Below are 20,318 nucleotides of genomic sequence, written 5' to 3' on the forward strand. Positions count from 1 at the left end.
ATCGACGGGGTGTCATGCCTTCGCGAAGATTATAGCCAGCGAGACACGATGTCTCGTCATCCTGGGCAACGCCGCCAATGGCGCGTTGTCCGGATCGGTCCAACTTCGATGGAGATCACCATGACGTCATCCCGTCAGTCTTCGCTCGAGGCTTCGCGCCACGACTCGCTTCGTTCTTCCTCCTTAGCTTCGTTTCTTGGTCGCGTGATGTTCGCCGACGCGCTTACCAGCGGTGCCGTCGGGCTGTTGCAGGTGCTCGCGGCGGCCCCACTGGCGGCATTGCTGGACCTGCCCGCCATCGGACTGCGCGTCACGGGCCTTGTCCTGCTCGCCTACGCGGCTGCGCTCGTCTGGCTGGTGCGCCGCACCGCGATACCCGCGGGGGCAGCGTGGGCGATTATCGCCATCAACGTGATCTGGGCGATCGACTGCGGTGTGTTGCTGGTGTCGGACTGGATAGAGCCCAATGGGCTGGGCGAGGCTTTCATCGGTGTGCAGATCGTCACCGTGCTGGTGTTCGCCGAGCTGACGTTCATCGGACTGCGCCGCCGTCGGCCGGGGCTAGCCTAATGGGTTTGGTGCCCCCGCGACTTCACGAACTCACAGTCGTTCGACGCTCGCGGGGGGAGCGGGATCACAGGCACCTCGCAATACCTGAATACGATAATATTTCCCCCTTATGAATCGCCGAAAATCGTGGAATGGCAACTGGAGGAAAACAATGAATGGCCAGTGATGATCGCACCAAGATAATTTCCAGGAAAACCCCGGAATCAGCGGCCATGTCAGCAAACATCAAGCGAGCGATGGCGATCACTGCGGCCCTGAATCGGTTGACATACAACGATGCTGATGCAGTCCGGGCAGTGTTCAGTGAGCTCATCGGCAAGAAGGTGGATGACAGCTTCTTGTTGATACCACCGTTCTACACAACCGGCGGGGTCGATATCAGTGTCGGGCGCAATGTTTTCATCAATCAGAATGGACCTATCCGTGATTTCGTGGGCGGGGCATATCATGAGGGGTAAAAGCCATGGATATGCCGATGAAGAAGAAAAGACAAACCGTAGCGCGTCAGGCAGCGGCCCGAGGGCCGCTGCCTGAACTTCCCGAGGAACTGCTGGACCAGTTGGTCAAGGGGCCGATGACGCCGACCGAGGTCCAGGATCTGATGCTGGCGTTCAACAAGGCGATCATCGAACGCGCAATGGGCGCCGAGATGAATCTGCATCTAGGCTACCCGTCGGGCCAGTCCAAGCCGGCCGGGCAAGCCAACGAACGCAACGGTGCCAGCGGCAAGACGGTAATCACTGATCGCGGTCCAGTTCGAGTCGAAGTCCCCCGCGATCGTGACGGCAGCTTCGAACCAATCCTGATCCCAAAGCATGAGCGCCGCTTCACTGGCTTCGACGAACGCATCATTGCGATGTACGCGCGCGGCATGAGCGTGCGCGAGATTCAAGGGTTTCTGGCCGAGCACTACGGCACCGAGGTGTCGCCCGACTTCATCAGTTCGGTCACCGACGAGGTGATGGCCGAGGCGCTGAGCTGGCAGAATCGCCCACTCGAGGCGATGTATCCGGTCGTGTTCTTCGACGCGCTGAGGGTCAAGATCCGCGACGACGGCGTGGTCAGCAACAAGGCCGTCTATCTGGCCTTGGGCATTCAGGCCGACGGCCAGCGTGACGTGCTGGGCCTCTGGATCGAGCAAACCGAGGGCGCCAAGTTCTGGCTCAAGGTGTTCAACGAACTGAAGACGCGCGGTTGCCAGGACATCCTGATCGCCGTGGTCGATGGTCTGAAGGGGCTCACCGAGGCGATCGGCGCGGCCTATCCCAAGACGACTGTCCAGACCTGCATCGTGCATCTGATCCGCAACAGCCTTGAGTACGCCGGCTACAAGGACCGTAAGGTGCTCGCCGCCGCGCTACGCCCGATCTACGCCGCCGCCAGCGAAGAGGCGGCAAGGCAGGCGCTGCAAGACTTCGCCGATGGACCCTGGGGCGCAAAGTACCCGACGATCGTGCAGTCGTGGCAACGCGCGTGGGAGCACGTCGTGCCGTTCTACGTGTTTCCGCCGGAGATTCGACGGGTCGTGTACACCACGAACGCCATAGAAAGTTTAAACATGCAGTTGCGCAAGATCATCAAGACCCGCGGTCACTTCCCGAATGACGAGGCCGCAGTCAAACTGCTCTGGCTGGCGCTGCGCAACGTACTGGCCAAGACCGTGCGGTCCGCCTTCGACTGGAAATCAGCAATGAACCAGTTTGCTATCCTGTTCGGTGAACGATTCACGCAGGCGCGCGGATAACCCGCTGTTCAACCGCCTCGCCCACAAAAGTGCGGACAGGTTCGGGCGGCAAGAACCAGGATCTGATCCTCGTCAGTGTTTTCAATCCACCGCTCAAGGGACGCGAACGGCACAATCTCGATGCCGCCGAAGCGTCCACCTATTAGAGCCCGATTCGATCGGTCCGGAAGTTCAAGACCCCGCTTCTCCGGGTAACGTAAGCAGGAGCGCCAACCCAGCGCGCGCTTAGTACAAAAGAAAGGTGACCGTTCGTGCGTGCCCAGCATCAAGCGTTCTTCTCTTCGCCATTCTTTGCCCGCCTCGCAGATCAGATCCTGCTGTTCCTCGTGCCGCTGGTCATCTTTCAGACGACTGGGAGAGTGTCCTGGTCGGGCATTGCGTTTTCGCTCGAGACGTTTCCGAGGTATCTGTGTTTCCCGGTCCTGGGTGCGCTTTGCGATCGCTATTCGCCGACGAAGCTGATGCACATCAGCCAAACTCTCCGCGCGGCAGTCTGCGTCGTCGGCGTCATCGGATACGACCTCATCGGCGGGATAGGATGGCTGATCGCGCTGTCCGCATTGTGCGGCATGCTGACGAGTCAGGGCATTGTCGCGCGCGAAGTGATGCTGCCGCAGATCTTCAGCAGCCATCGCTTTGAGAAAGTGCTGTCGTATTCGCAACTGGCTGACCAGCTCGGCATGGTGCTGGGTCCGATGCTAGCGGCCATCCTGCTGTCCTGGTGGCGCTGGGAGTTTGTCGTCGCCGCGGCAGCTGTCCTGTTCTTTGCCGCCGATATCGCACTGGCCTACTGGCAAAAAGCCAGCGCATTCGAATTCTCCTTACCGGAAGGCTCACACGGGACCTGGCTCAAGCCCATCAAGACAGCTCTCGCTCACGTCATCCATCTTCCCGGCCTCAAGTCCGTCATCCTGCTGGCGGCCGCCGAGAATCTCGTGATCGGCGTCACGCTTGCGACCTCCGCCGCGATGGTCACCGGCTTCCACCACCAGAACGGACACCATTACGCGGGGTTGCAAACGGCAGGTGCCTGCGTGACGATCGCGATTCTGCTCGCAACAGCAAGACTGCATATCCCGAGGCACATCCTGGGCCTCGTCGGCTTCATCGCCATCTGTGTCGGCGGTGCCATCGCGGCGGCCAGCCCGGGAATAGCAGGGTACGTCTTCGGCTTTCTGCTGATCGTCGGATTCGACAAGATGTTCAACGTGTATATCCGGAGCACGCGGCAGAAGATCATCCCGGCGCGCGATTACGGAAAGACCACGGGCGTCGTTATTCTCCTCAACAACATGACGCAACCGCTCGCCGGCCTCGCGGTGGGTGCGTTTTCGACCCCTCTCGGCCCAAACGCGGTAATTCTGGTCTTGTCTCTGTGCATGGGCGGCCTTGGCCTGCTGGTCTGGCTCGCTCCTCGCATCCGAAAGAACCGGCATCCCTCGACGTCCACGGGCGAAGGCTAGCAGATGACGGGACGGTTTCACGAATACTTCGATCCGCCAACGAGACAAAATAACGCTGACGGTAGACGGACGTTCGGCAACCTATGCGGAATTGCAGGACTACGCATCGACTGTCGAGGGAGCCCTCCGCGGTCCGCCCCGCCATCACGCTGTCAGCCCTCGCGTGCCCGGCGGCCGCCTATCAGAGCACATCGCCTGCTTCGTCATCGATGGCGCGCCGGACACCGCGAACATCGACACGCCTCATGCAGCGACGATCTTCTACATGTCGGGCACGACAGGCGATTCGAAGGGGGTCCCTTGCATGCTTGAGCACGATTGTGTCGACCGATTACCCCGTGACCTTGGGCCGCCGACACTGGGCCCGTCTTTTCTTCCGGCCATCGCGCGTCGAAAGAAATTGGCATCCCTACAGCGATTCCCTGAGTTGGAATATTCCCGCCTGTAATTGTGCACCTGACGGTCCTGGCCTGTCATTACATCTATACGGAGTACTTACTAAGTGCTTACCACCTCATTCGATTGCTGTCGCAACCGCTACAAGCTCTGTGCCGACGGTGAGAAGATGATCTTGAGCTTTCCCGTATAGCTGCCTGCACTTTTCTCCTTGGCATTGAATTCTGGCGTTTCCAACGTCAACGGCATCGGCTTGCACAGGACGGGAACCGGAATGTTCGGTAAATACACCGGCCTGACGTCGGTGTTGTTGCCGCCGAGCAGGCGAATCGTTTCCCCATTGTTCAGCGACTTGCGCTGCCCGTTATGAAGGTAGGTCACGCCGTAGTCGATCCGTTCACCCAGCGATTGCCCCGATGTTCCATCGCGGACCACCGAGAAACTGCTCGGCCCACGTTGCGGCACCGACAGACCATCCATTACCGTCACCTCAAAGTACGAGCTATTCGAGCCGAAACCGTCGTACAGGCACATGTCGATATTCCGACGACCGGTTGTGCGGCCGTCACGGCTGACTTGACCGGTTAAGCCGAGGTCTACCGTCGGTGTCGTCGTGTTGTGCTCCGGCAGGAAGATTTGGACGTTCTTCGTGTAGGTGATGGTGAGCTTGATCTTGAGATTCACCTCAGAGACGAAGCCCCTGTCGCGACGATGCAACCTTAGCTTCCAGTGTGCATCCCATATCCCTCCGGAAGGGAAACGCTTGAATTCGGCCGCGGGGATTTTTGCTTCCAGACGCAACGCGTCTTGAACCACAACTCCGTCGCCACTTCCGTAGTCATCGTTTATACGCTTGTGGTCGTTTGTGTTGCCCACAGTATGCTTACTAGCCCGAAATGACACTACGTGACCCGCTTTGGAACGACGCTCAACAAACATAAGCCGAATTTCCGTACTCCCCTGACTGCCATCTCTAATGTCCTTTGTTGGGCAGGCACCAACACTCGGATTCGAGTCGGAATAGCACAGGAATGTCCCGTTGCTCCAATCCTTTTTCGCCGCAACGTTATTTTCCCCTGATGCAATCAATCGCTTGTCCCACAAGCTGAAATCAAGATGGCCTTGCGACAGATCGAATGCTGCAGGACGGTCCTCATTTATGTCGACCGGAGCAATATCCTGAGCCAGCACGGTCTTAATAGGCAGGATCAAGGCGAGAGAGACCAGCGCCGCCGATAGCAGCGGCATTAATACGAATGCACGAAGAAATTTCATACTGACCTGAGGCCCCTTCAAGAAAAGCTACCAGGCCACCAGGAAAAATTGTCGCGCCTTCGAGTGTGCGGGCATATCGGAATGCTCTGATTCGTGGGGCGTGGAAATCCTCAAGCGCCGTCAGCGCTGCCCAACGGCACATGAGCCTGGACGTGATCATTCATCAGACCTAGAGGGAAGACGTAAGGGCGTCGAAGTTGATAGCCCTCGAGTGACTCAGAGGGCATCTGGGAGACCTAAGAAGGCGGCGCGGGGCTACCTAAGATCCCCGGCGAACCACCTCGCTGGGGCATAGGGCGCTCGAGCGAGTTTGCGCAAATTTGCAAACAGCCATTGCAAAAAAAATGCCGCTCGCCCCCCGGAGAGCGGCATCAAGCCATCGCGCCACGGGGAGTAACGCGATGGGATCCTATGTCGCCAACGAATGCTGGCGACGGATCGGAGCTAGGCACTCCACCATTCGACGTGATGGAGCATGAAGCACAGTGCTTTCGCCCAGGTGGCGTGATAACAATGGCGGGCCTCCCGCGAATCAGACGCGGCACCAACGAATGATGAGTTCGCCGCTCTAGCCAACATGGCCAGAGGCCCGTGAAGCAGGACGTGAGGCATTTTTTCATTACACCTTGCCTGCCTCAATCGGAATTTTCCTAAATTCCATCACTCTTATTCAACGCGTCGTAGCTGCACTCGCAGGCGAGCCCTGCGATGTGGGAAGCGTCAGCGAATTCCGCAAGTCGTCCCGCAGCGTCGCCGATCCTGCCGAGCAATCCTGTGAGCAGATCAAGGACATCCGTTCCGCCGTCGGTTGGCGTGCTTCCGCCGGCAGCGGTGGAACTGCGTACGGAGGCGGTGAAGGCTGCGAGTTGTTTGCGCAGGCGCTCAGAAGAAGCGTCAGAGGCACGAGCGGCAACAACGGCTGTGTCAACTTCCGTGATCGTTTTAGAACTCTCTAATGTGTACGAATCACACACATCAGATGGCCGATTGATTCACGCGCTTCATCAGTTCTTCGGCGCTCTCTTTGCGCTCGCTGTATCGGTCTACAAGGTACGGACCGATGTCGCGTGTCAGCAGCGTGAATTTGACCAGTTCCTCCATCACGTCAACGACGCGGTCGAAATACGCTGAAGGTTTCATGCGCCCGGCTTCGTCGAACTCCATGAACGCCTTGGCCACCGACGACTGGTTGGGAATGGTCAGCATGCGCATCCATCGTCCAAGCACACGCATCTGGTTGACGGCGTTGAACGATTGCGAGCCGCCGCTGACCTGCATCACGGCGAGCGTCTTGCCCTGGGTCGGCCGCACCGCTCCGACCGAAAGCGGAATCCAGTCGATTTGCGCCTTCATGATGCCGGTCATCGCGCCGTGCCGCTCCGGCGAGCACCAGACCATGCCTTCCGACCACAGCACCAGTTCGCGTAGTTCGGCCACCTTGGGGTGGCTGTCCGGCGCGTCGTCCGGCAGAGGCAGGCCGCTCGGATTGAATGTGCGCACATCGGCGCCCATCGCCGTGAGCAGGCGTGCGGCTTCTTCGCTCAGCAGGCGGCTGAACGAGCGCTCGCGCAGCGAACCATAGAGCAGCAGGATGCGCGGCGGATGGGGCGACGCTTTGGCAGGCTGCAGACGATGGATATCAGGGGCGCGAAACAGCGCTGGGTCCACCTGCGGGAGGTCAGTGGTGAGATCGGACACGTTTGCCCTCTGTGATTGTTTCTGTATTCCTCAGGCGCACTCGTACCAGTCTTTGGAGCGGTTGACGATGCGCACCACGAGCAGCATGACGGGGACTTCGATCAGCACGCCCACGACCGTCGCAAGCGCGGCCCCTGAGTTGAATCCGAACAGTCCGATTGCGGTAGCGACAGCCAGCTCGAAGAAGTTCGATGCGCCAATCAGTGCCGATGGACAGGCAATGTTGTGCTTCTCGCCGACGGCGCGATTGAGCCCGTAGGCAAGCGCCGAGTTGAAGAACACCTGGATCAGGATCGGCACAGCGAGCAGCACGATGACGAGCGGTTGCTTCAGCATGGCCTCGCCCTGGAACGCGAAGAGCAACACCAGCGTCGCCAGCAACGCGGTGATGGACCACGGGCCTATTTTTGCCATCGCGGCATCGAACGCGGCCTGCCCCTTAACAAGGAGCAGCCTGCGCAGGATCTGCGCGAGAACGACCGGAATCACGATGTAGAGCACGACGGACGTGAGCAGCGTCGCCCACGGCACCGTGATCGCAGATATACCGAGCAGCAGGCCGACGAGCGGCGCAAATGCGACCACCATGACGCTATCGTTCAGCGCGACCTGGGAGAGCGTGAACAGCGGATCGCCATCGGTCAGCCGGCTCCACACGAACACCATCGCCGTACATGGCGCGGCGGCAAGCAGGATCAGGCCCGCGACGTAACTGTCGAGCTGCTCTGCAGGCAGCATCGGCGCGAACAGGTGCTTGATGAAGAGCCATGCCAGCAGCGCCATCGAGAACGGTTTGACCAGCCAGTTCACGACGAGCGTGACGCCGATCCCCTTAACGTGCTGGCGTACTTCATGCAGCGAACCGAAATCGACCTTGACGAGCATCGGGATGATCATCACCCAGATCAGCAGGCCGACCGGCAAGTTGACGTGCGCGTACTCCATCCGGCCGATCGCCCGGAAGGCACCGGGCAGGACCTGGCCAAGCACGATACCCGCGACGATGCACAACGTGACCCAGACGGTCAGGTATCGCTCAAAAAAGCTGATGGTCGGTTTTACGGCCGACTTCCCCGGAGCGGCAACATTGGGGGGGTTCATGGGATGACTCGACGGAAAGGGTTCAGCTCTGACGGATGTCGTTCAGCGCCAGTTGCAGCTCAGTGTTGTTCAAACGCTCCAGTGGGAGCGCGAGCAGCTGCAGCATGCGGTAGCCGATTGCTTCGCGCGTGAGTTCGAACGCGTGCCGCTTGCCTTCATCGCCGCCCGGCGCGTTCGACGGATCGGCATAGCCCCAGTGAACCTTGACAGGGCTTCCGGGCCAGAACGGGCACTGTTCGGCCGCAGCGCTGTCGCAGACCGTGATGACGATGCGCATCTGCGGTGCGTCGTCCTGCGCGAATTCATCCCAGCTCTTGCTGCGATAGCCTTCCGTATCGACACCAGCGTTCGTCAGCGCTTCAAGCGCGAAAGGATTGATGCGACCGCTCGGGGCGCTGCCCGCGCTATACGCGCGGACGTCCTTGCCGAGATTCTTCGCCCAGTGGTTCAGCATGCCTTCGAAGAGCACGCTGCGTGCGGAATTGTGCGTGCAGAGAATAAGTACGTTCGTGGTCATGGTGTTGCTTTAGGCTGCGTGATCAGCAGCAGGCCGCACCGGCGGGTTTTACCGGGATGCCAACAGGTTTGCCGCCCGGAGCGCAACAGGACGTTGCCGCTGATGACGCCAATGCCTGCCGGCTCTCGCCATATACCGGAGCGCCCTCCAGCGTATGGAAGTGTTCCCAGGCCACACCCTGCGGATCGAGAACCCAATGTTTGTCGCTGCGGGCATAGCAGCAGGTGGTTTCGCCTTGACCGAGCAGAGCCATGTTCGCGGCCTCAGCGTGCCTTGCGAGTTCTGTGAGTTCGGCCGTGTCGTCCACCTGGAAGCCGAAGTGGTCCACACCGGCCTTCGTGCCGCGAGTTGAAATCGCAAAATTCACGCGGGGATCGTCCAGCATCCATTTCGCGTAGTCCGTCTCGACGCGCGCCGGTTCTGCGGCGAACAGCTTCGAATAGAACGCGACACTGGCTGCGAGGTCGTCAACGTGGACGTGGACGTGAAATCGTTTCACGGTAATTCTCCGTCAGGATTTGCGCGAGGTCGTGTTACGTTCAGAGCAAGGCTGCCCTTGGCAGCAGTTCTCGGTCAGAAAACCAAGCACTGAGTCCATTTGGTCATAGGCAGCGCGATAGATCAGGCTGCGCCCGTCTCGCTCTTGCGTGACAAGCCCTGCATGCATCAGCTCCTTCAGGTGAAAGGAGAGCGTCGCGTTAGGAACATCGAGCTGTTCCGCCATGACACCCGGCGTCAAGCCAGTCGGACCAGCGACGACCAGCATGCGGAACACACGCAGGCGCAGTTCGTGGGCGAGTGCCGCAAGGGCGCGGATAACATCTTTATTTTCCATAATTCCAATATATTCGAAATAAAACGTGAAAGCAAGCCAGTGCAGTAGTTCATCGGGGACGTGTTCCCTCGACTTGCTTGACGAGGTAAGCCCCCTCGCTTAGGGCGAATGGTAGCCTTGGGGGCTTGCTGTTATCACGACTTCGAGGATGCAGGATACAAATCGCGTACAAATCGACGACCAGCTCGTTCATCAATTGATCCGCGAGCAGTTTCCCGAATGGGAAAGCCTACCGGTTGCAATGATTGAGCCAGGAGGCTGGGACAATCGGACCTTCCGTTTGGGCAACGATATGGTGGTCAGAATGCCGAGTGGCCCTGCATACGTTGCACAAGTCGAAAAGGAACATCGGTGGCTTCCTAAGTTGGCGCCACATTTGCCTCTCCAGATTCCCCAACCCCTGGTTGAGGGAATGCCAGGCAGTACCTATCCATGGCCATGGTCTGTTTATAAATGGATTGAGGGAGAGCCGGCCAAGGCAGAATTGATCGAAGACATGAATCAATTCGCCAACTCCCTTGCAGAGTTTCTCGATGCACTTCACCAAATCGATGTCAAGGGTGCGCCCCTGGCCGGGCCGCACAATTTTCATCGAGGCGGACAGCTAGCAGTTTACGATCAGGAAATTCGAGCGGCCCTTACCAAACTTCATGGCGATATCGACACGAGAGCAGTCGAGCAATTGTGGAACGTTGCCTTACAGTCTGAGTGGCGAGCCACTCCGGCATGGGTTCACGGAGACGTCGCGTTCGGCAATCTGCTTGTCACCGACGGGCGGCTGAGTGCAGTCATTGACTTTGGTAGCTCGGCAGTGGGCGACCCCGCGTGCGACCTTGTAATCGCCTGGACTCAATTTTCCGGAACAAGCCGGGCAGTGTTCCAGAACAGGCTATCTTTTGACGAAGACACGTGGAACCGTGCACGCGGTTGGGCTTTATGGAAAGCGTGTATTGTCGCGGCAAAGCATGATGGCAATCAACGCGAGGCGGAAAAGTCTTGGACTGTCATCAACGAAGTACTGAGCGACTCGCGTTAGTCGACGGGCATCTTCCATGGCAACAGCGTGTCGTAATCGTCGACGGTCTTCGCCGGTGGGAGACGCTGGAACCGCCAGGTGAGGTATCGATACAGATCTCTGCGAACGAACACCTGACGTGGGTGCGAAGCAGATGGGGCATGCAGATTGGACCATGATCGCGCGAATCTACGGGCGATGGATGCCTTCCGCGGACGTGCGCGCCGGAGACAAAGCCGTAGAAAAGTTCGCCAGAAAGGCTGGCACAGAAGCTGGCATTTCGGGAGAAAAACAGGCAAAAACCGGCTAGATTTTTGCCAGCCTTAAATTTCGACCCAATGATTTTTAAGGGTTTTTTGGTGCGAGGAAGGGGACTCGAACCCCTACACCCTTGCGGGCGTCAGGACCTAAACCTGGTGCGTCTACCAATTTCGCCATCCTCGCAGCCCGTGGGCGTCGCTCACCTGGGTAAGGTACGACGCCCGGCATCGGGTCGACGGCATGCGTCCTGTCGGACATGAAAAGAGGCGACTCGCCACCGCCCCGCTGCATGCGTCAAAGCAGGCGAGCATTCTACACGAAGTGAATTTCACCAGCAATCTGCCAATTCCATCTTTGCCCCACACGCGTCACCATGCCCCGCAATGCTAGAATTCGCACCAATTCATGGCATCTGCCCCGGTTGCGCGCCCGCGCACCCACTTCCGGGCACCTGACCAAACCGATACCCCATTCGCATGCAACCCCACGAGAACGCCGACGAGCACTCCGGCTCCCCCGCCAACCCCGCCCAGGGCCACCCGCAAGCCAACGACTACTGCCGCCAGAAAGCCGGCCCTCCCGGCTCCGCCCTCTACTACGCGCTGCTGCAACTCCCGCCGTCCAAGCGCGACGCGGCTTACGCCGTCCACGCCTTCTGCCAGGAAATCGCAGACATCCACTCGGCCGTCCACGATCCCGGCGTCGCCCACGCCAAGCTCGACTGGTGGCGCCAGGAACTCGCTCGCCTCTTCTCCGGCACGCCGGCGCACCCCGTCACACGCGCCCTCACGCCCGTCGTCACATCGTCCAGGCTGTCGCGCGACGCCTTCGAAGCCGTTCTGCACGCCGCCGAGATGGATCTCTCACAAATGCGCTATCTCGACTTCGCCGGCCTCGCCCACTACTGCGACGCCGCCGGAGGCGCCCCCGCAGAACTCGCCTCGCACGTCTACGGTTTCGATGACACCCAGACCCCCGCCCTCGCCCGCGCGCTCGGCCACGCCATCACGCTCGGCCGACGCGTCACAGACGCGGGCGTCGACGCACGCGCCGGATACGTCTATTTCCCCATCGACGAATTGCAGCGCTTCGGCGTCACGGCCGCCGACCTACAGAACGGCAAGTACTCCCCCGCATTCGTCGAATTGATGAAGTTCCAGCACGCACGCGCACGTCAAGCCATCGTCGACGCAGCCGCAGCGATCCCCAAGCGCGATCGCCGCAAACAAAAACCATTACTCGCACTCGCCGCGCTGCAACTGGCCCTCCTCGATGAAGTCGCCGCCAGCGACTATCAGGTGCTCCATCAACGCATCGACCTCACACCGCTTCGCAAATTCTGGCGCGCGTGGCGCGCTCGTTGAACGTCGCCGACGAACGAGCTCAGGAAACGCGAGCGCTGTTCCCGTGCTGACGAATCGGCGTACCGAACGCTGTGAAAACCCATAAATCGTCATGCCGGGGCAATACGCACGACTTTCGTCGGCACCGCGCAACCGACTCACACCCGTAACACGTCCAGCGGCTTGAACGCTCCGCCGAGCACCGGCTGCGGGCTCATTCCCCACCATCGCTGCAACACGGTCGCGTAGACGTCGCGAAAGTCGACGGCGAACGGCAGGTTGCCGTTGCCATCCAGACGGTCCAGACGCGGCACCTCGCCGTACAACCCGCCTCGCACCCGGCCGCCCGCGATGAAGTGCGGCGCAACCGTGCCGTGATCCGTTCCGTTGCTCTGGTTCTCTCGCGGACGCCGACCGAACTCGGCATATGTCACGATCATCGTCGACTGCCAGCGGCCCAGTTCCGTGAGCCCCGCGCGCAACGCCATCATCCCCTGCGCCAACTGACGCAGCAGATTGGCCTGCTGCCCCGGCTGATCCTGGTGCGTGTCGAAGCCGTTCAGCGTCAGACGCAACACCGCGACGCCGCGCCCCGGCTGCGGCACCCCCGTCGGCGAATCGGCCGCCGCAACAACCTGCAACGCCGTCTTCACCACATTGCCGAACGCGCCCGATGGCATCGACGTCTTGAGCACATACTGGCCCTGCCGCGGACGCAACCCATCCGCTGCCTTCACAATGTCGTTCTCCACCCTCAGCACGTGCGCCAGCGCAGGATTGCTCACCTGCGCCGCATTTGCCGAGGCCAGCCCCGCATCGCGAAGAAACTGCGCCGGATTGGTCAACGTGACCGCACGCGCGCCGCCAGCGAGCGGCCCGAGCTCCGCGCTACCGACGATGATGCCGTCAGCATCGAACCCCGCCGGAACCGCATGCTCGGCGAACGCACGCGACAGCCAGCCGTCTCGCAAATACTCGTCGGCGCGCGACGCCGTATTCCATATTTCGATCGATCGGAAATGCGACAGATTCGGCTGCGGATACCCCACGCCCTGCACGATCGCCAATTCCTTCGCTTGCCACATCGGCATGAGCGCCCCCAACTCCGGGTGCAGCCCGCTATGGCCGTCAAGCTGGATGATCTTCTCGCGCTTGATGCCAATGTTCGGCCGCAGACTGGCATACAACGGATCGCCGTACGGAATGACGGTATTCAAGCCGTCATTGCCGCCCTTGAGCTCGATGAGGATAAGCAAGTTGCCGTAGTTGCCACCGGCCTGTGCCATGCCTCTCCCCGGCGCACCCGGTGTACCCGGTGTACCCGGCAGCGTGCCGGACAGATCGCGCGCTGCCGCCACCGCGGTCAGCGGCGTCAGCCATGCCGCACCCAGCCCCGCCGCAAACGTCAGAAAATCCCGCCGCCGAAATTCACGCATCTCACACCTCTCACCACCCACATTGGCCTGCATTCATCGGACACGCACGCGCATGGCACACGCACCCACTTCCCCGTCACACGAACCCGCACCTCGCCCCTCCGAGTACCGACCGCGCAGACTCCAGCGCCCTGGCCCGCTCACTTCAACTGGTACGCGGGATCCATGAGCAGCGCCTGCAGATACGCCGCGCTGCTGTCGCCGGAGGTCTGCGGCGCGGCAGGGGCGAACGGCAACACCGCCCGCTGCAACGCTTCGCGCGACGCGGCGTCCGGCACGTCGACCGGCCCCAACGCATACGGCTGCAACCAACGCGCGAGATCGAACCGCACACCCGCCACCGTTCTCGGCATCGCCGGCGTCGCACGCAACGCCGTACGCTGCACGCCCGCCCGCGCCGACATCGACGGCGCCATCATCGACGGTCCGCCCGCATTGGCATTCTCCGTCGCCCGGAACATGCGCTCGACGAACTGCTTGCGCGCGAGCAACGTCGTACTGTCGATCCACGCGTCGCCACCCGGCCATCCCTTCACGTTGGGCGGGCGAAACAAGTCCTGACCGAGCACCCGCATCTGCTGCGCGAGCATCTGCGGATCGTCGTAGCCGATGTCGAACTCGCGCACCGCATCCGTCACGAATTCCGATGGCGATTTGACCAGCGTGCCGCGATTTCGTGTGTCCCAGAACGCAGGCGCGAGGAACAAGGCCCGCAGCGCGACGCGTATGTCGTAACCACTCGCACGAAACGCGTCGGCCACTTTCGCGGCTTGCACCGGATCGGGCGTCGGCGACACGAATTCGCGCCACAGCTTGCCCGTCAGGAACGTCGCCGTTTCCGGACGCCCCAGCAGGATGTCAAGCACCTGGTCGCCGTCGAAATCCCCCGTCTGCCCGAGCACCGTCTTCACGCCCGTGTCGTGAACGTTCGCTCGCCATGCATAGGTCATCGCCGGCCGATCGATGCTCCAGCCCGTGTAGGCACGCGCCGCCTCGCGCACATCCTGCTCGCTGTAATGCCCTTCGCCGAGTGTGAACAACTCCATCACCTCTCGCGCGAAATTCTCGTTGGGACGCCCCTTGCGACTGCCCGCGCCATCGAGGTAGATGAGCATCGCGGGATCCTTCGACACCTCATGGAGCAATGTGCCGAAGTTGCCCAGCGCATTTGCCCGCAACAGGACGTTCTGCCGATAGAGCACGACAGGCTCGCGCACCTTGTCGTCGCTCGACACGAAGTGGTTGTGCCAGAACAAGGTCATGCGCTCGGTCAGTGGCGACGGCGTGCTGGCCATCTCCTGCGCCCACCATCCCGCGAGCGACGCCGCCATGCGGTTGCGCCGCTCGTTGAGCGCCTTGCGCTGCTCGTCGGTCATGTTCTTGGCGGGCGCGCCATACAACGGCGGGTCGTTCACCCAGTCGGGCGGCAGCGTGACCGCGGCGCGACGCGTCTGTGACAGCAGTCGGTCGACGGCCTGCACACGCGTCAACCCGACGAACGGCGCCAGCTCGCGCGCATCGGGCGCGTAGCCAGTTCGGGTAAGCAGATAGCGCGCATCGTCAGCGCTCAGGACACGCGATGCCGGATCGACTGCGCGCTCGGCGCCGCGCGATGGCGCCGTGCGAGACTTGTGCGTCGTCGTCGAGTGCTTCGCGGTTTCGGCATGCACGCCGGGCGGCGCCGCCCCCATCGCGACGATCACGACCGGCGCCAGCAACAGCCGACCGAGTCGCGTCGCACCTGCCGCATATCGCTTGCGACGAGCGCAAAAAAAGCCAGCGTCGACAGAGGCTGGCGGGGTTCGATTCGGCTTCATGAGACGCTCGCGTCAATGTGACATTACTGGCGTTTGGGGGGAAGCGTAGTTCGGCGGCAACGTTCTTCCTGGAAGCAATCAGTGAGTGTACAACTCGCGCACGGCATCCTGGATGTGCTGACGCAGCAGACGCCTGTCTTCGGCCGACATGTGACCATTGGAACGGCGGCCCGGCGGATTCCGCAAATCGTCGCTGCGACGCTCGGTCCCGGGATCGCTCGCGGTTGGCGCCCCCTTCGACGGACTGCGCGGCGAAGGCGCCGGCATGTTGCGCTGCAGCCTGGGTTCGCTTGCGTCTTGCGTCTGGGCACTGAAATGGGGCACGGGACGGGCATAGGTCACGCTCAGGTGTCCCCAGAGCATGATTCCCCCGAACAATAGCGTCAACTCAGCAGCCCATCTCATCTTGTGCGTATGTCCTTCATGCCATGCAGCTGTTTTCGCCCTGGCAGGGCTGCAAGTGTACCGACTGCCTATGGTCAGCGCACAAGCCGTAGGGTAAATTGTGTAACCCTTTGTAACCCGCTTTGGCGGCCTCCTCAGTTCGCAACATTTCGGGCTAAGATACGTGGCATGGAAAACAAAAACTCTCCCAAAATTCTGGTTGTCGACGACGATCCGCGCCTGCGCGACCTGTTGCGTCGTTACCTCGGGGAACAGGGTTTCAATGTCTTCGTGGCCGAAAATGCGACGGCCATGAATAAGCTCTGGGTGCGCGAGCGTTTCGATCTGCTCGTGCTGGACCTGATGCTCCCCGGTGAAGACGGTCTGTCGATTTGCCGCCGCCTGCGTGGCGCGAATGACCGCACGCCGATCATCATGTTAACGGCCAAAGGGGAGGATGTCGACCGAATCGTCGGCCTCGAAATGGGCGCGGACGACTATCTGCCCAAGCCCTTCAATCCGCGCGAACTCGTCGCCCGCATTCACGCCGTGCTGCGTCGTCAAGCGCCACCCGAGCTTCCCGGTGCGCCCAGCGAAACGATGGAGACGTTCGAGTTCGGCGACTTCGCCCTGAACCTCGCCACGCGTACGCTCACCAAGAACGGCCAGGAAATCGCCCTCACCACCGGCGAGTTCTCGGTGCTCAAGGTCTTCGCACGGCATCCGCGTCAGCCGCTATCGCGCGAGAAGCTCATGGAACTGGCACGCGGTCGCGAATACGAAGTGTTCGATCGCAGCCTCGACGTCCAGATCTCGCGTCTTCGCAAACTCATCGAACCGGACCCAGGCAGCCCCCGCTTCATCCAGACCGTCTGGGGCCTCGGCTACGTGTTCATCCCGGATGGCGGCGCGTGATCGGCGAGCCTCACGTCTCATGCAGCAAAACGGCGCCGGTCGCACCACGTTCGCGTGGCTCGCGCATCGGTGTCGTGACTTGTCCCCTGCCGTCCCCCGTGCCGCAGTTCTCCATTGACCTCGAGCGCCGCCGGCCGACGCTTCAGGTCGTCCCTTCCGTAGGCATGACGCTTTAGACGGAGCAACCCCATGCATCCGATCCGGATGGTACGCGGGCTGTTCGGTGGTCTGTTCTGGCGTACCTTTTTCCTCATCGCCCTGCTCATCGGCGTCAGCCTGGCCGCCTGGTACCAGAGCTTTCGCGTGATCGAACGCGAGCCCCGGGCACAACGCGTCGCGCAGCAACTCGTGTCGATCGTCAAACTCACGCGCACGGCGCTGCTCTACTCCGAGCCGGATCTGCGCCGCGCACTGTTGCAGGACCTGGAGAGCAACGAAGGCATTCGCGTGTATCCTCGCGAACCCGCCGACAAGGTGGAAAAGCAGCCTGGTGGCGTGGTCCAGGATCTGATCGTTCGCGACGTGCAGCGCCGCCTTGGCACCGATACCGTCATCGCCGCCGAAGTCAACGAAATCCCGGCGATGTGGATCAGCTTCAAGATCGATGAAGACGACTATTGGGTCGCCATCGAGCAGGACCGCATCGATACGGCCACCGGTCTGCAGCTTTTCAGCTGGGGCACGTTCGCGCTCGCGCTCTCGCTCATCGGCGCCGCCTTCATCACCGCGCTCGTGAACCGGCCGTTCGCGCGCCTCGCCCACGCGGCGCGCGCCATCGGCGAGGGGCAGCGCCCCGATCCGTTGCCCGAGCGCGGCATGGGCGAAGCCGCCGAGGCCAACCGCAGTTTCAATCAGATGGTGCAGGAACTGGAACGGCTCGAGGCCGACCGTGCGCTCATGCTCGCCGGCATCTCTCACGACCTGCGCACGCCGCTCGCCCGGCTGCGACTGGAAACGGAGATGAGCCCGTCGGAAGAATCGGTCAAACGCGACATGATCAGCGACATCGAACAGATGGACGAGATCATCGGCCGCTTCCTCGACTACGCCCGCCCCGCCTCGCGCGCGATGCAGTCGCTCGACCTCTCGGACATCGTCCGCGAGACGGCCGCCACCTTCGAGGCCCGCGAAGATCTGAAGATCACCATGGAACTCGACGATGCCGCGCCCGTGCTCGCCGAGCGCACCGATCTCAAGCGCCTGCTCACGAACCTGATCGAGAACGCACGCAAATACGGCCGCGATCCGGAAACGGACATCGCCAACGTGCATATCTCGACGCGAGTCCTCGGTGAACGCGTCGAAATGCGCGTGCGCGACACCGGCCCCGGCATTCCCGAAGACCAGCTCGCGCTCGTGTTCCGCCCGTTCTATCGCGTCGATACGGCGCGTACCAAGGCCGACGGCACGGGGCTCGGCATGGCGATCGTCCAGCGCATCGCCTCGCGCTACAAAGGCCACGCGTCGCTGCGAAACGTTCGCCCGGGAAGCGGCCTTGAAATCATCGTGTCATTCCCGCTTGCTAAATAAAGGGGTGTAACGCCGGGCAAATTTGGCTATGCTCAGGGCTTGCCTTTCGGGCACCCCGCAAAATCCTATCGACGGGATTTGATTTAACTATCTCCCATATAAAAATAAACTATTGCTATCAATTAATTGATAGCGTATACTGCTTTAGTTGGCCGGGATCGTGAGAATCCGGTCAGTTGCAGGTTGCGATGTACCTATGACATCCAACATTCACCGCATCTATTAAGGAGTAAATCGATGAAAACTGTCGGCGACAAACTCGAAGCGTTCTCGGTTCAAGCGGCCAAGCCTGGTTTCAACAACCACGAAGAAAACGGCCAGTCGGCGTTCGAAACGATCACCGAAGCCTCGTTCCCGGGCAAGTGGAAGATCATTTACTTCTACCCGAAGGATTTCACGTTCGTGTGCCCGACCGAAATCGTCGAATTCGCCAAGCTGACCCAGGATTTCGCGGATCGCGACGCCGTGCTGCTCGGCGGCTCGGGCGACAACGAATTCGTGAAGCTGGCATGGCGCCGTGAGCACAAGGACCTGAACAAGCTGAACCACTACTCGTTCGGCGACACCACGGGTGCCCTGATCGACCAGCTCGGCGTGCGTGACAAGGAAGCCGGCGTGGCCCTGCGCGCAACGTTCATCGTTGACCCGGACAACACCATCCAGCACGTTTCGGTGAACAACCTGAACGTCGGCCGCAACCCGGAAGAAGTGCTGCGTATTCTGGACGGCCTGCAAACCGACGAACTCTGCCCGTGCAACCGCGCGGTCGGCGGTGCAACGCTGTAAGCATCGTCTCGAAGCCCGCGCAAGCGGGCTTTTTCAGCCCAAAGCAATAGGAGAAATTTATGGAATTCCTCACCGCGATTAAGGCGCAGATCCCCGACTACGCCAAGGACATCCGCCTGAACCTCGACGGCACGATCGCCCGCTCCTCGCTGGAAGGCAACGATGCCGTGGGCGTGGCCCTCGCCGCCGCGTTCGCGGCCAAGAGCCAGCCGATCGTCAAGGCGATCCGCGAAGCCGGCGTACTGTCTCCCGAAGAGCTGGAAGGCGCGTTGACCGCTGCCGCGCTCATGGGCATGAACAACACGTGGTACCCGTATCTTGAGATGGCCGACAATGCCGATCTCAAGAACGAGAAGGCGCAACTGCGCATGAACGGCTATGCAACGCGCGGCGGCGTCGATCAGCGCCGCTTCGAGATGTATGCGCTCGCCGCGTCCATCGTCGGCAAGTGCCACTTCTGCGTGAAGTCGCACTACGGCCTGCTCGCCAACGAGCAAGGCATGAGCACCGCGCAACTGCGCGACGTCGGCCGCATCGCCGCGGTCATCAACGCCGCTGCGCAAGTGCTCGCCGCCGAGGCCGCTTAAGCTATTCAAGCTACTTACGCGACGTACGCCGCGTAAGTAGCATAAGTGGCTAACACCGGCCATTTCGACATGGCGCATGCGGCGAAGCGATGCGCGACAGAACGAAACGGCGCTGAGGGATGGCTTCCCGCAGCGCCGTTTCGTCATGGACGCCATTCATGCGAGCGTCGCATCGACACCCGCCACGCACCGATTCAGATGGCGACGAGCAACGCCGCCGCCTGCGCTTCGATAGCTTCCTGACGGCCGAGATAGCCCAGCTTCTCGTTCGTCTTCGCCTTCACATTGACCTGTCCCACGCTCACACCGAGTGCGTCGGCGACCGATTGCGTCATCGCACCGATATGCGGTGCGAGCTTCGGCGCCTGCGCGATCACGGTGCAGTCCACGTTGACGACGTCATAGCCCTGCTCGCGCACGCGACGCATCGCTTCCTTGAGCAATACGACACTGTTCGCCCCCTTGAACGTAGGATCGGTGTCGGGGAAGTGGCGACCGATGTCGCCCAGCGCCGCCGCGCCCAGCACGGCGTCGGTGATCGCATGCAGCAGCACGTCTGCATCGGAATGGCCGAGCAGGCCTCGATCGAACGGAATGGTCACGCCGCCCATCACCAGCGGACGGCCCGGTACGAGCGCATGCACG

The 20,318-nt window shown here is 61.2% G+C and carries 20 protein-coding genes, 1 tRNA gene and 2 pseudogenes; 10 read left to right on the forward strand and 13 right to left on the reverse strand.

Going from position 1 to position 20,318, the window contains the following annotated elements:
* Positions 1 to 120 precede the first annotated feature (120 nt).
* The 4 genes and pseudogenes from RO07_RS14425 (at position 121) to RO07_RS14445 (ending at position 3,777) form a co-directional block, all read left to right on the forward strand.
* Positions 121 to 570 carry a hypothetical protein gene (locus tag RO07_RS14425; RefSeq protein ID WP_039411676.1) on the forward strand — a complete coding sequence of 150 codons (450 nt, stop codon included), beginning with the start codon at positions 121 to 123 and terminating at the stop codon, positions 568 to 570.
* Positions 571 to 725: 155 nt separating this feature from the next.
* Positions 726 to 1,007, forward strand: a pseudogene (locus RO07_RS14430) (LbetaH domain-containing protein); the annotation flags it as partial.
* Positions 1,008 to 1,039: 32 nt separating this feature from the next.
* Positions 1,040 to 2,314 carry an IS256 family transposase gene (locus RO07_RS14435; RefSeq protein WP_397558746.1) on the forward strand — a complete coding sequence of 425 codons (1,275 nt, stop codon included), beginning with the start codon at positions 1,040 to 1,042 and terminating at the stop codon, positions 2,312 to 2,314.
* A 251-nt stretch (positions 2,315 to 2,565) separates the two neighbouring features.
* Positions 2,566 to 3,777: an MFS transporter gene (locus RO07_RS14445; RefSeq protein ID WP_039411679.1), complete on the forward strand. Its 1,212-nt coding sequence runs from the start codon at positions 2,566 to 2,568 to the stop codon at positions 3,775 to 3,777.
* A 537-nt stretch (positions 3,778 to 4,314) separates the two neighbouring features.
* Here the strand turns inward: RO07_RS14445 and RO07_RS14450 are convergent.
* The 7 genes from RO07_RS14450 to RO07_RS14480 form a co-directional block, all read right to left on the reverse strand.
* A complete protein-coding gene (locus RO07_RS14450; RefSeq protein WP_147284639.1) occupies positions 4,315 to 5,448 on the reverse strand; it encodes a CfaE/CblD family pilus tip adhesin in 1,134 nt (377 codons plus the stop codon).
* A 650-nt stretch (positions 5,449 to 6,098) separates the two neighbouring features.
* Positions 6,099 to 6,422 carry a DUF2514 family protein gene (locus tag RO07_RS26920; protein ID WP_072637052.1) on the reverse strand — a complete coding sequence of 108 codons (324 nt, stop codon included), beginning with the start codon at positions 6,420 to 6,422 and terminating at the stop codon, positions 6,099 to 6,101.
* 1 nt (position 6,423) lies between these two features.
* A complete protein-coding gene (gene arsH / locus RO07_RS14460) occupies positions 6,424 to 7,146 on the reverse strand; it encodes an arsenical resistance protein ArsH (protein WP_039411681.1) in 723 nt (240 codons plus the stop codon).
* Between the two features lie 30 nt (positions 7,147 to 7,176).
* A complete protein-coding gene (arsB, locus tag RO07_RS14465) occupies positions 7,177 to 8,247 on the reverse strand; it encodes an ACR3 family arsenite efflux transporter (RefSeq protein WP_039411684.1) in 1,071 nt (356 codons plus the stop codon).
* A 22-nt stretch (positions 8,248 to 8,269) separates the two neighbouring features.
* Positions 8,270 to 8,764: an arsenate reductase ArsC gene (locus tag RO07_RS14470; RefSeq protein WP_039411685.1), complete on the reverse strand. Its 495-nt coding sequence runs from the start codon at positions 8,762 to 8,764 to the stop codon at positions 8,270 to 8,272.
* Between the two features lie 22 nt (positions 8,765 to 8,786).
* A complete protein-coding gene (locus RO07_RS14475; RefSeq protein ID WP_039411687.1) occupies positions 8,787 to 9,263 on the reverse strand; it encodes an ArsI/CadI family heavy metal resistance metalloenzyme in 477 nt (158 codons plus the stop codon).
* Positions 9,264 to 9,275: 12 nt separating this feature from the next.
* Positions 9,276 to 9,599, reverse strand: coding sequence for an ArsR/SmtB family transcription factor (locus RO07_RS14480; RefSeq protein WP_039411688.1), 324 nt, complete (start codon positions 9,597 to 9,599; stop codon positions 9,276 to 9,278).
* A 148-nt stretch (positions 9,600 to 9,747) separates the two neighbouring features.
* On the opposite strand from RO07_RS14480, the gene RO07_RS14485 reads away from it, so the two are divergent.
* On the forward strand, positions 9,748 to 10,635 hold the full coding sequence (locus RO07_RS14485) for an aminoglycoside phosphotransferase APH(3') (protein ID WP_039411689.1): 888 nt from the start codon (positions 9,748 to 9,750) through the stop codon (positions 10,633 to 10,635).
* Here RO07_RS14485 and RO07_RS26980 read toward each other — a convergent pair.
* Positions 10,632 to 10,733 (reverse strand): annotated as a pseudogene (locus RO07_RS26980) (transposase domain-containing protein); the annotation flags it as partial. The gene RO07_RS14485 and the pseudogene RO07_RS26980 overlap by 4 nt on opposite strands.
* 238 nt (positions 10,734 to 10,971) lie before the next feature.
* Positions 10,972 to 11,058, reverse strand: a tRNA-Leu gene (locus tag RO07_RS14490).
* A gap of 293 nt (positions 11,059 to 11,351) precedes the next feature.
* Between RO07_RS14490 and RO07_RS14495 the strand changes: the two genes are divergently transcribed.
* A complete protein-coding gene (locus RO07_RS14495) occupies positions 11,352 to 12,239 on the forward strand; it encodes a squalene/phytoene synthase family protein (protein WP_072637053.1) in 888 nt (295 codons plus the stop codon).
* 137 nt (positions 12,240 to 12,376) lie between these two features.
* Here the strand turns inward: RO07_RS14495 and RO07_RS14500 are convergent, their stop codons facing one another.
* The 3 genes from RO07_RS14500 to RO07_RS14510 all read right to left on the reverse strand — a co-directional run bounded on the left by RO07_RS14500 (position 12,377) and on the right by RO07_RS14510 (position 15,876).
* On the reverse strand, positions 12,377 to 13,654 hold the full coding sequence (locus RO07_RS14500; RefSeq protein WP_039411690.1) for a DUF1501 domain-containing protein: 1,278 nt from the start codon (positions 13,652 to 13,654) through the stop codon (positions 12,377 to 12,379).
* Positions 13,655 to 13,794: 140 nt separating this feature from the next.
* Positions 13,795 to 15,471: a DUF1800 domain-containing protein gene (locus RO07_RS14505; protein ID WP_084072622.1), complete on the reverse strand. Its 1,677-nt coding sequence runs from the start codon at positions 15,469 to 15,471 to the stop codon at positions 13,795 to 13,797.
* A 78-nt stretch (positions 15,472 to 15,549) separates the two neighbouring features.
* Positions 15,550 to 15,876: a hypothetical protein gene (locus RO07_RS14510; protein WP_147284638.1), complete on the reverse strand. Its 327-nt coding sequence runs from the start codon at positions 15,874 to 15,876 to the stop codon at positions 15,550 to 15,552.
* A 168-nt stretch (positions 15,877 to 16,044) separates the two neighbouring features.
* Here RO07_RS14510 and ompR point away from each other — a divergent pair, with 168 nt between their 5' ends.
* The 4 genes from ompR to RO07_RS14530 all read left to right on the forward strand — a co-directional run bounded on the left by ompR (position 16,045) and on the right by RO07_RS14530 (position 19,673).
* On the forward strand, positions 16,045 to 16,770 hold the full coding sequence (gene ompR / locus RO07_RS14515) for an osmolarity response regulator transcription factor OmpR (protein ID WP_010808867.1): 726 nt from the start codon (positions 16,045 to 16,047) through the stop codon (positions 16,768 to 16,770).
* Between the two features lie 189 nt (positions 16,771 to 16,959).
* Positions 16,960 to 18,300 carry an ATP-binding protein gene (locus RO07_RS14520; RefSeq protein WP_115089119.1) on the forward strand — a complete coding sequence of 447 codons (1,341 nt, stop codon included), beginning with the start codon at positions 16,960 to 16,962 and terminating at the stop codon, positions 18,298 to 18,300.
* A 237-nt stretch (positions 18,301 to 18,537) separates the two neighbouring features.
* Complete coding sequence (locus RO07_RS14525) at positions 18,538 to 19,086, forward strand: peroxiredoxin (protein ID WP_039411693.1); 549 nt, start codon at positions 18,538 to 18,540, stop codon at positions 19,084 to 19,086.
* A gap of 59 nt (positions 19,087 to 19,145) precedes the next feature.
* Entirely contained in the window at positions 19,146 to 19,673 is a 528-nt protein-coding gene (locus RO07_RS14530; RefSeq protein ID WP_039411695.1) for a carboxymuconolactone decarboxylase family protein, read from the forward strand.
* A 194-nt stretch (positions 19,674 to 19,867) separates the two neighbouring features.
* Here the strand turns inward: RO07_RS14530 and ispF are convergent, their stop codons facing one another.
* Positions 19,868 to 20,284 (reverse strand): 2-C-methyl-D-erythritol 2,4-cyclodiphosphate synthase, encoded by a 417-nt coding sequence (gene ispF / locus RO07_RS14535; RefSeq protein WP_052267596.1) that lies wholly within the window; start codon positions 20,282 to 20,284, stop codon positions 19,868 to 19,870.
* Positions 20,285 to 20,318: the final 34 nt, after the last annotated feature.

It is taken from the genome of Pandoraea pulmonicola, from assembly GCF_000815105.2.
Classification (GTDB): Bacteria; Pseudomonadota; Gammaproteobacteria; order Burkholderiales; family Burkholderiaceae; genus Pandoraea; species Pandoraea pulmonicola.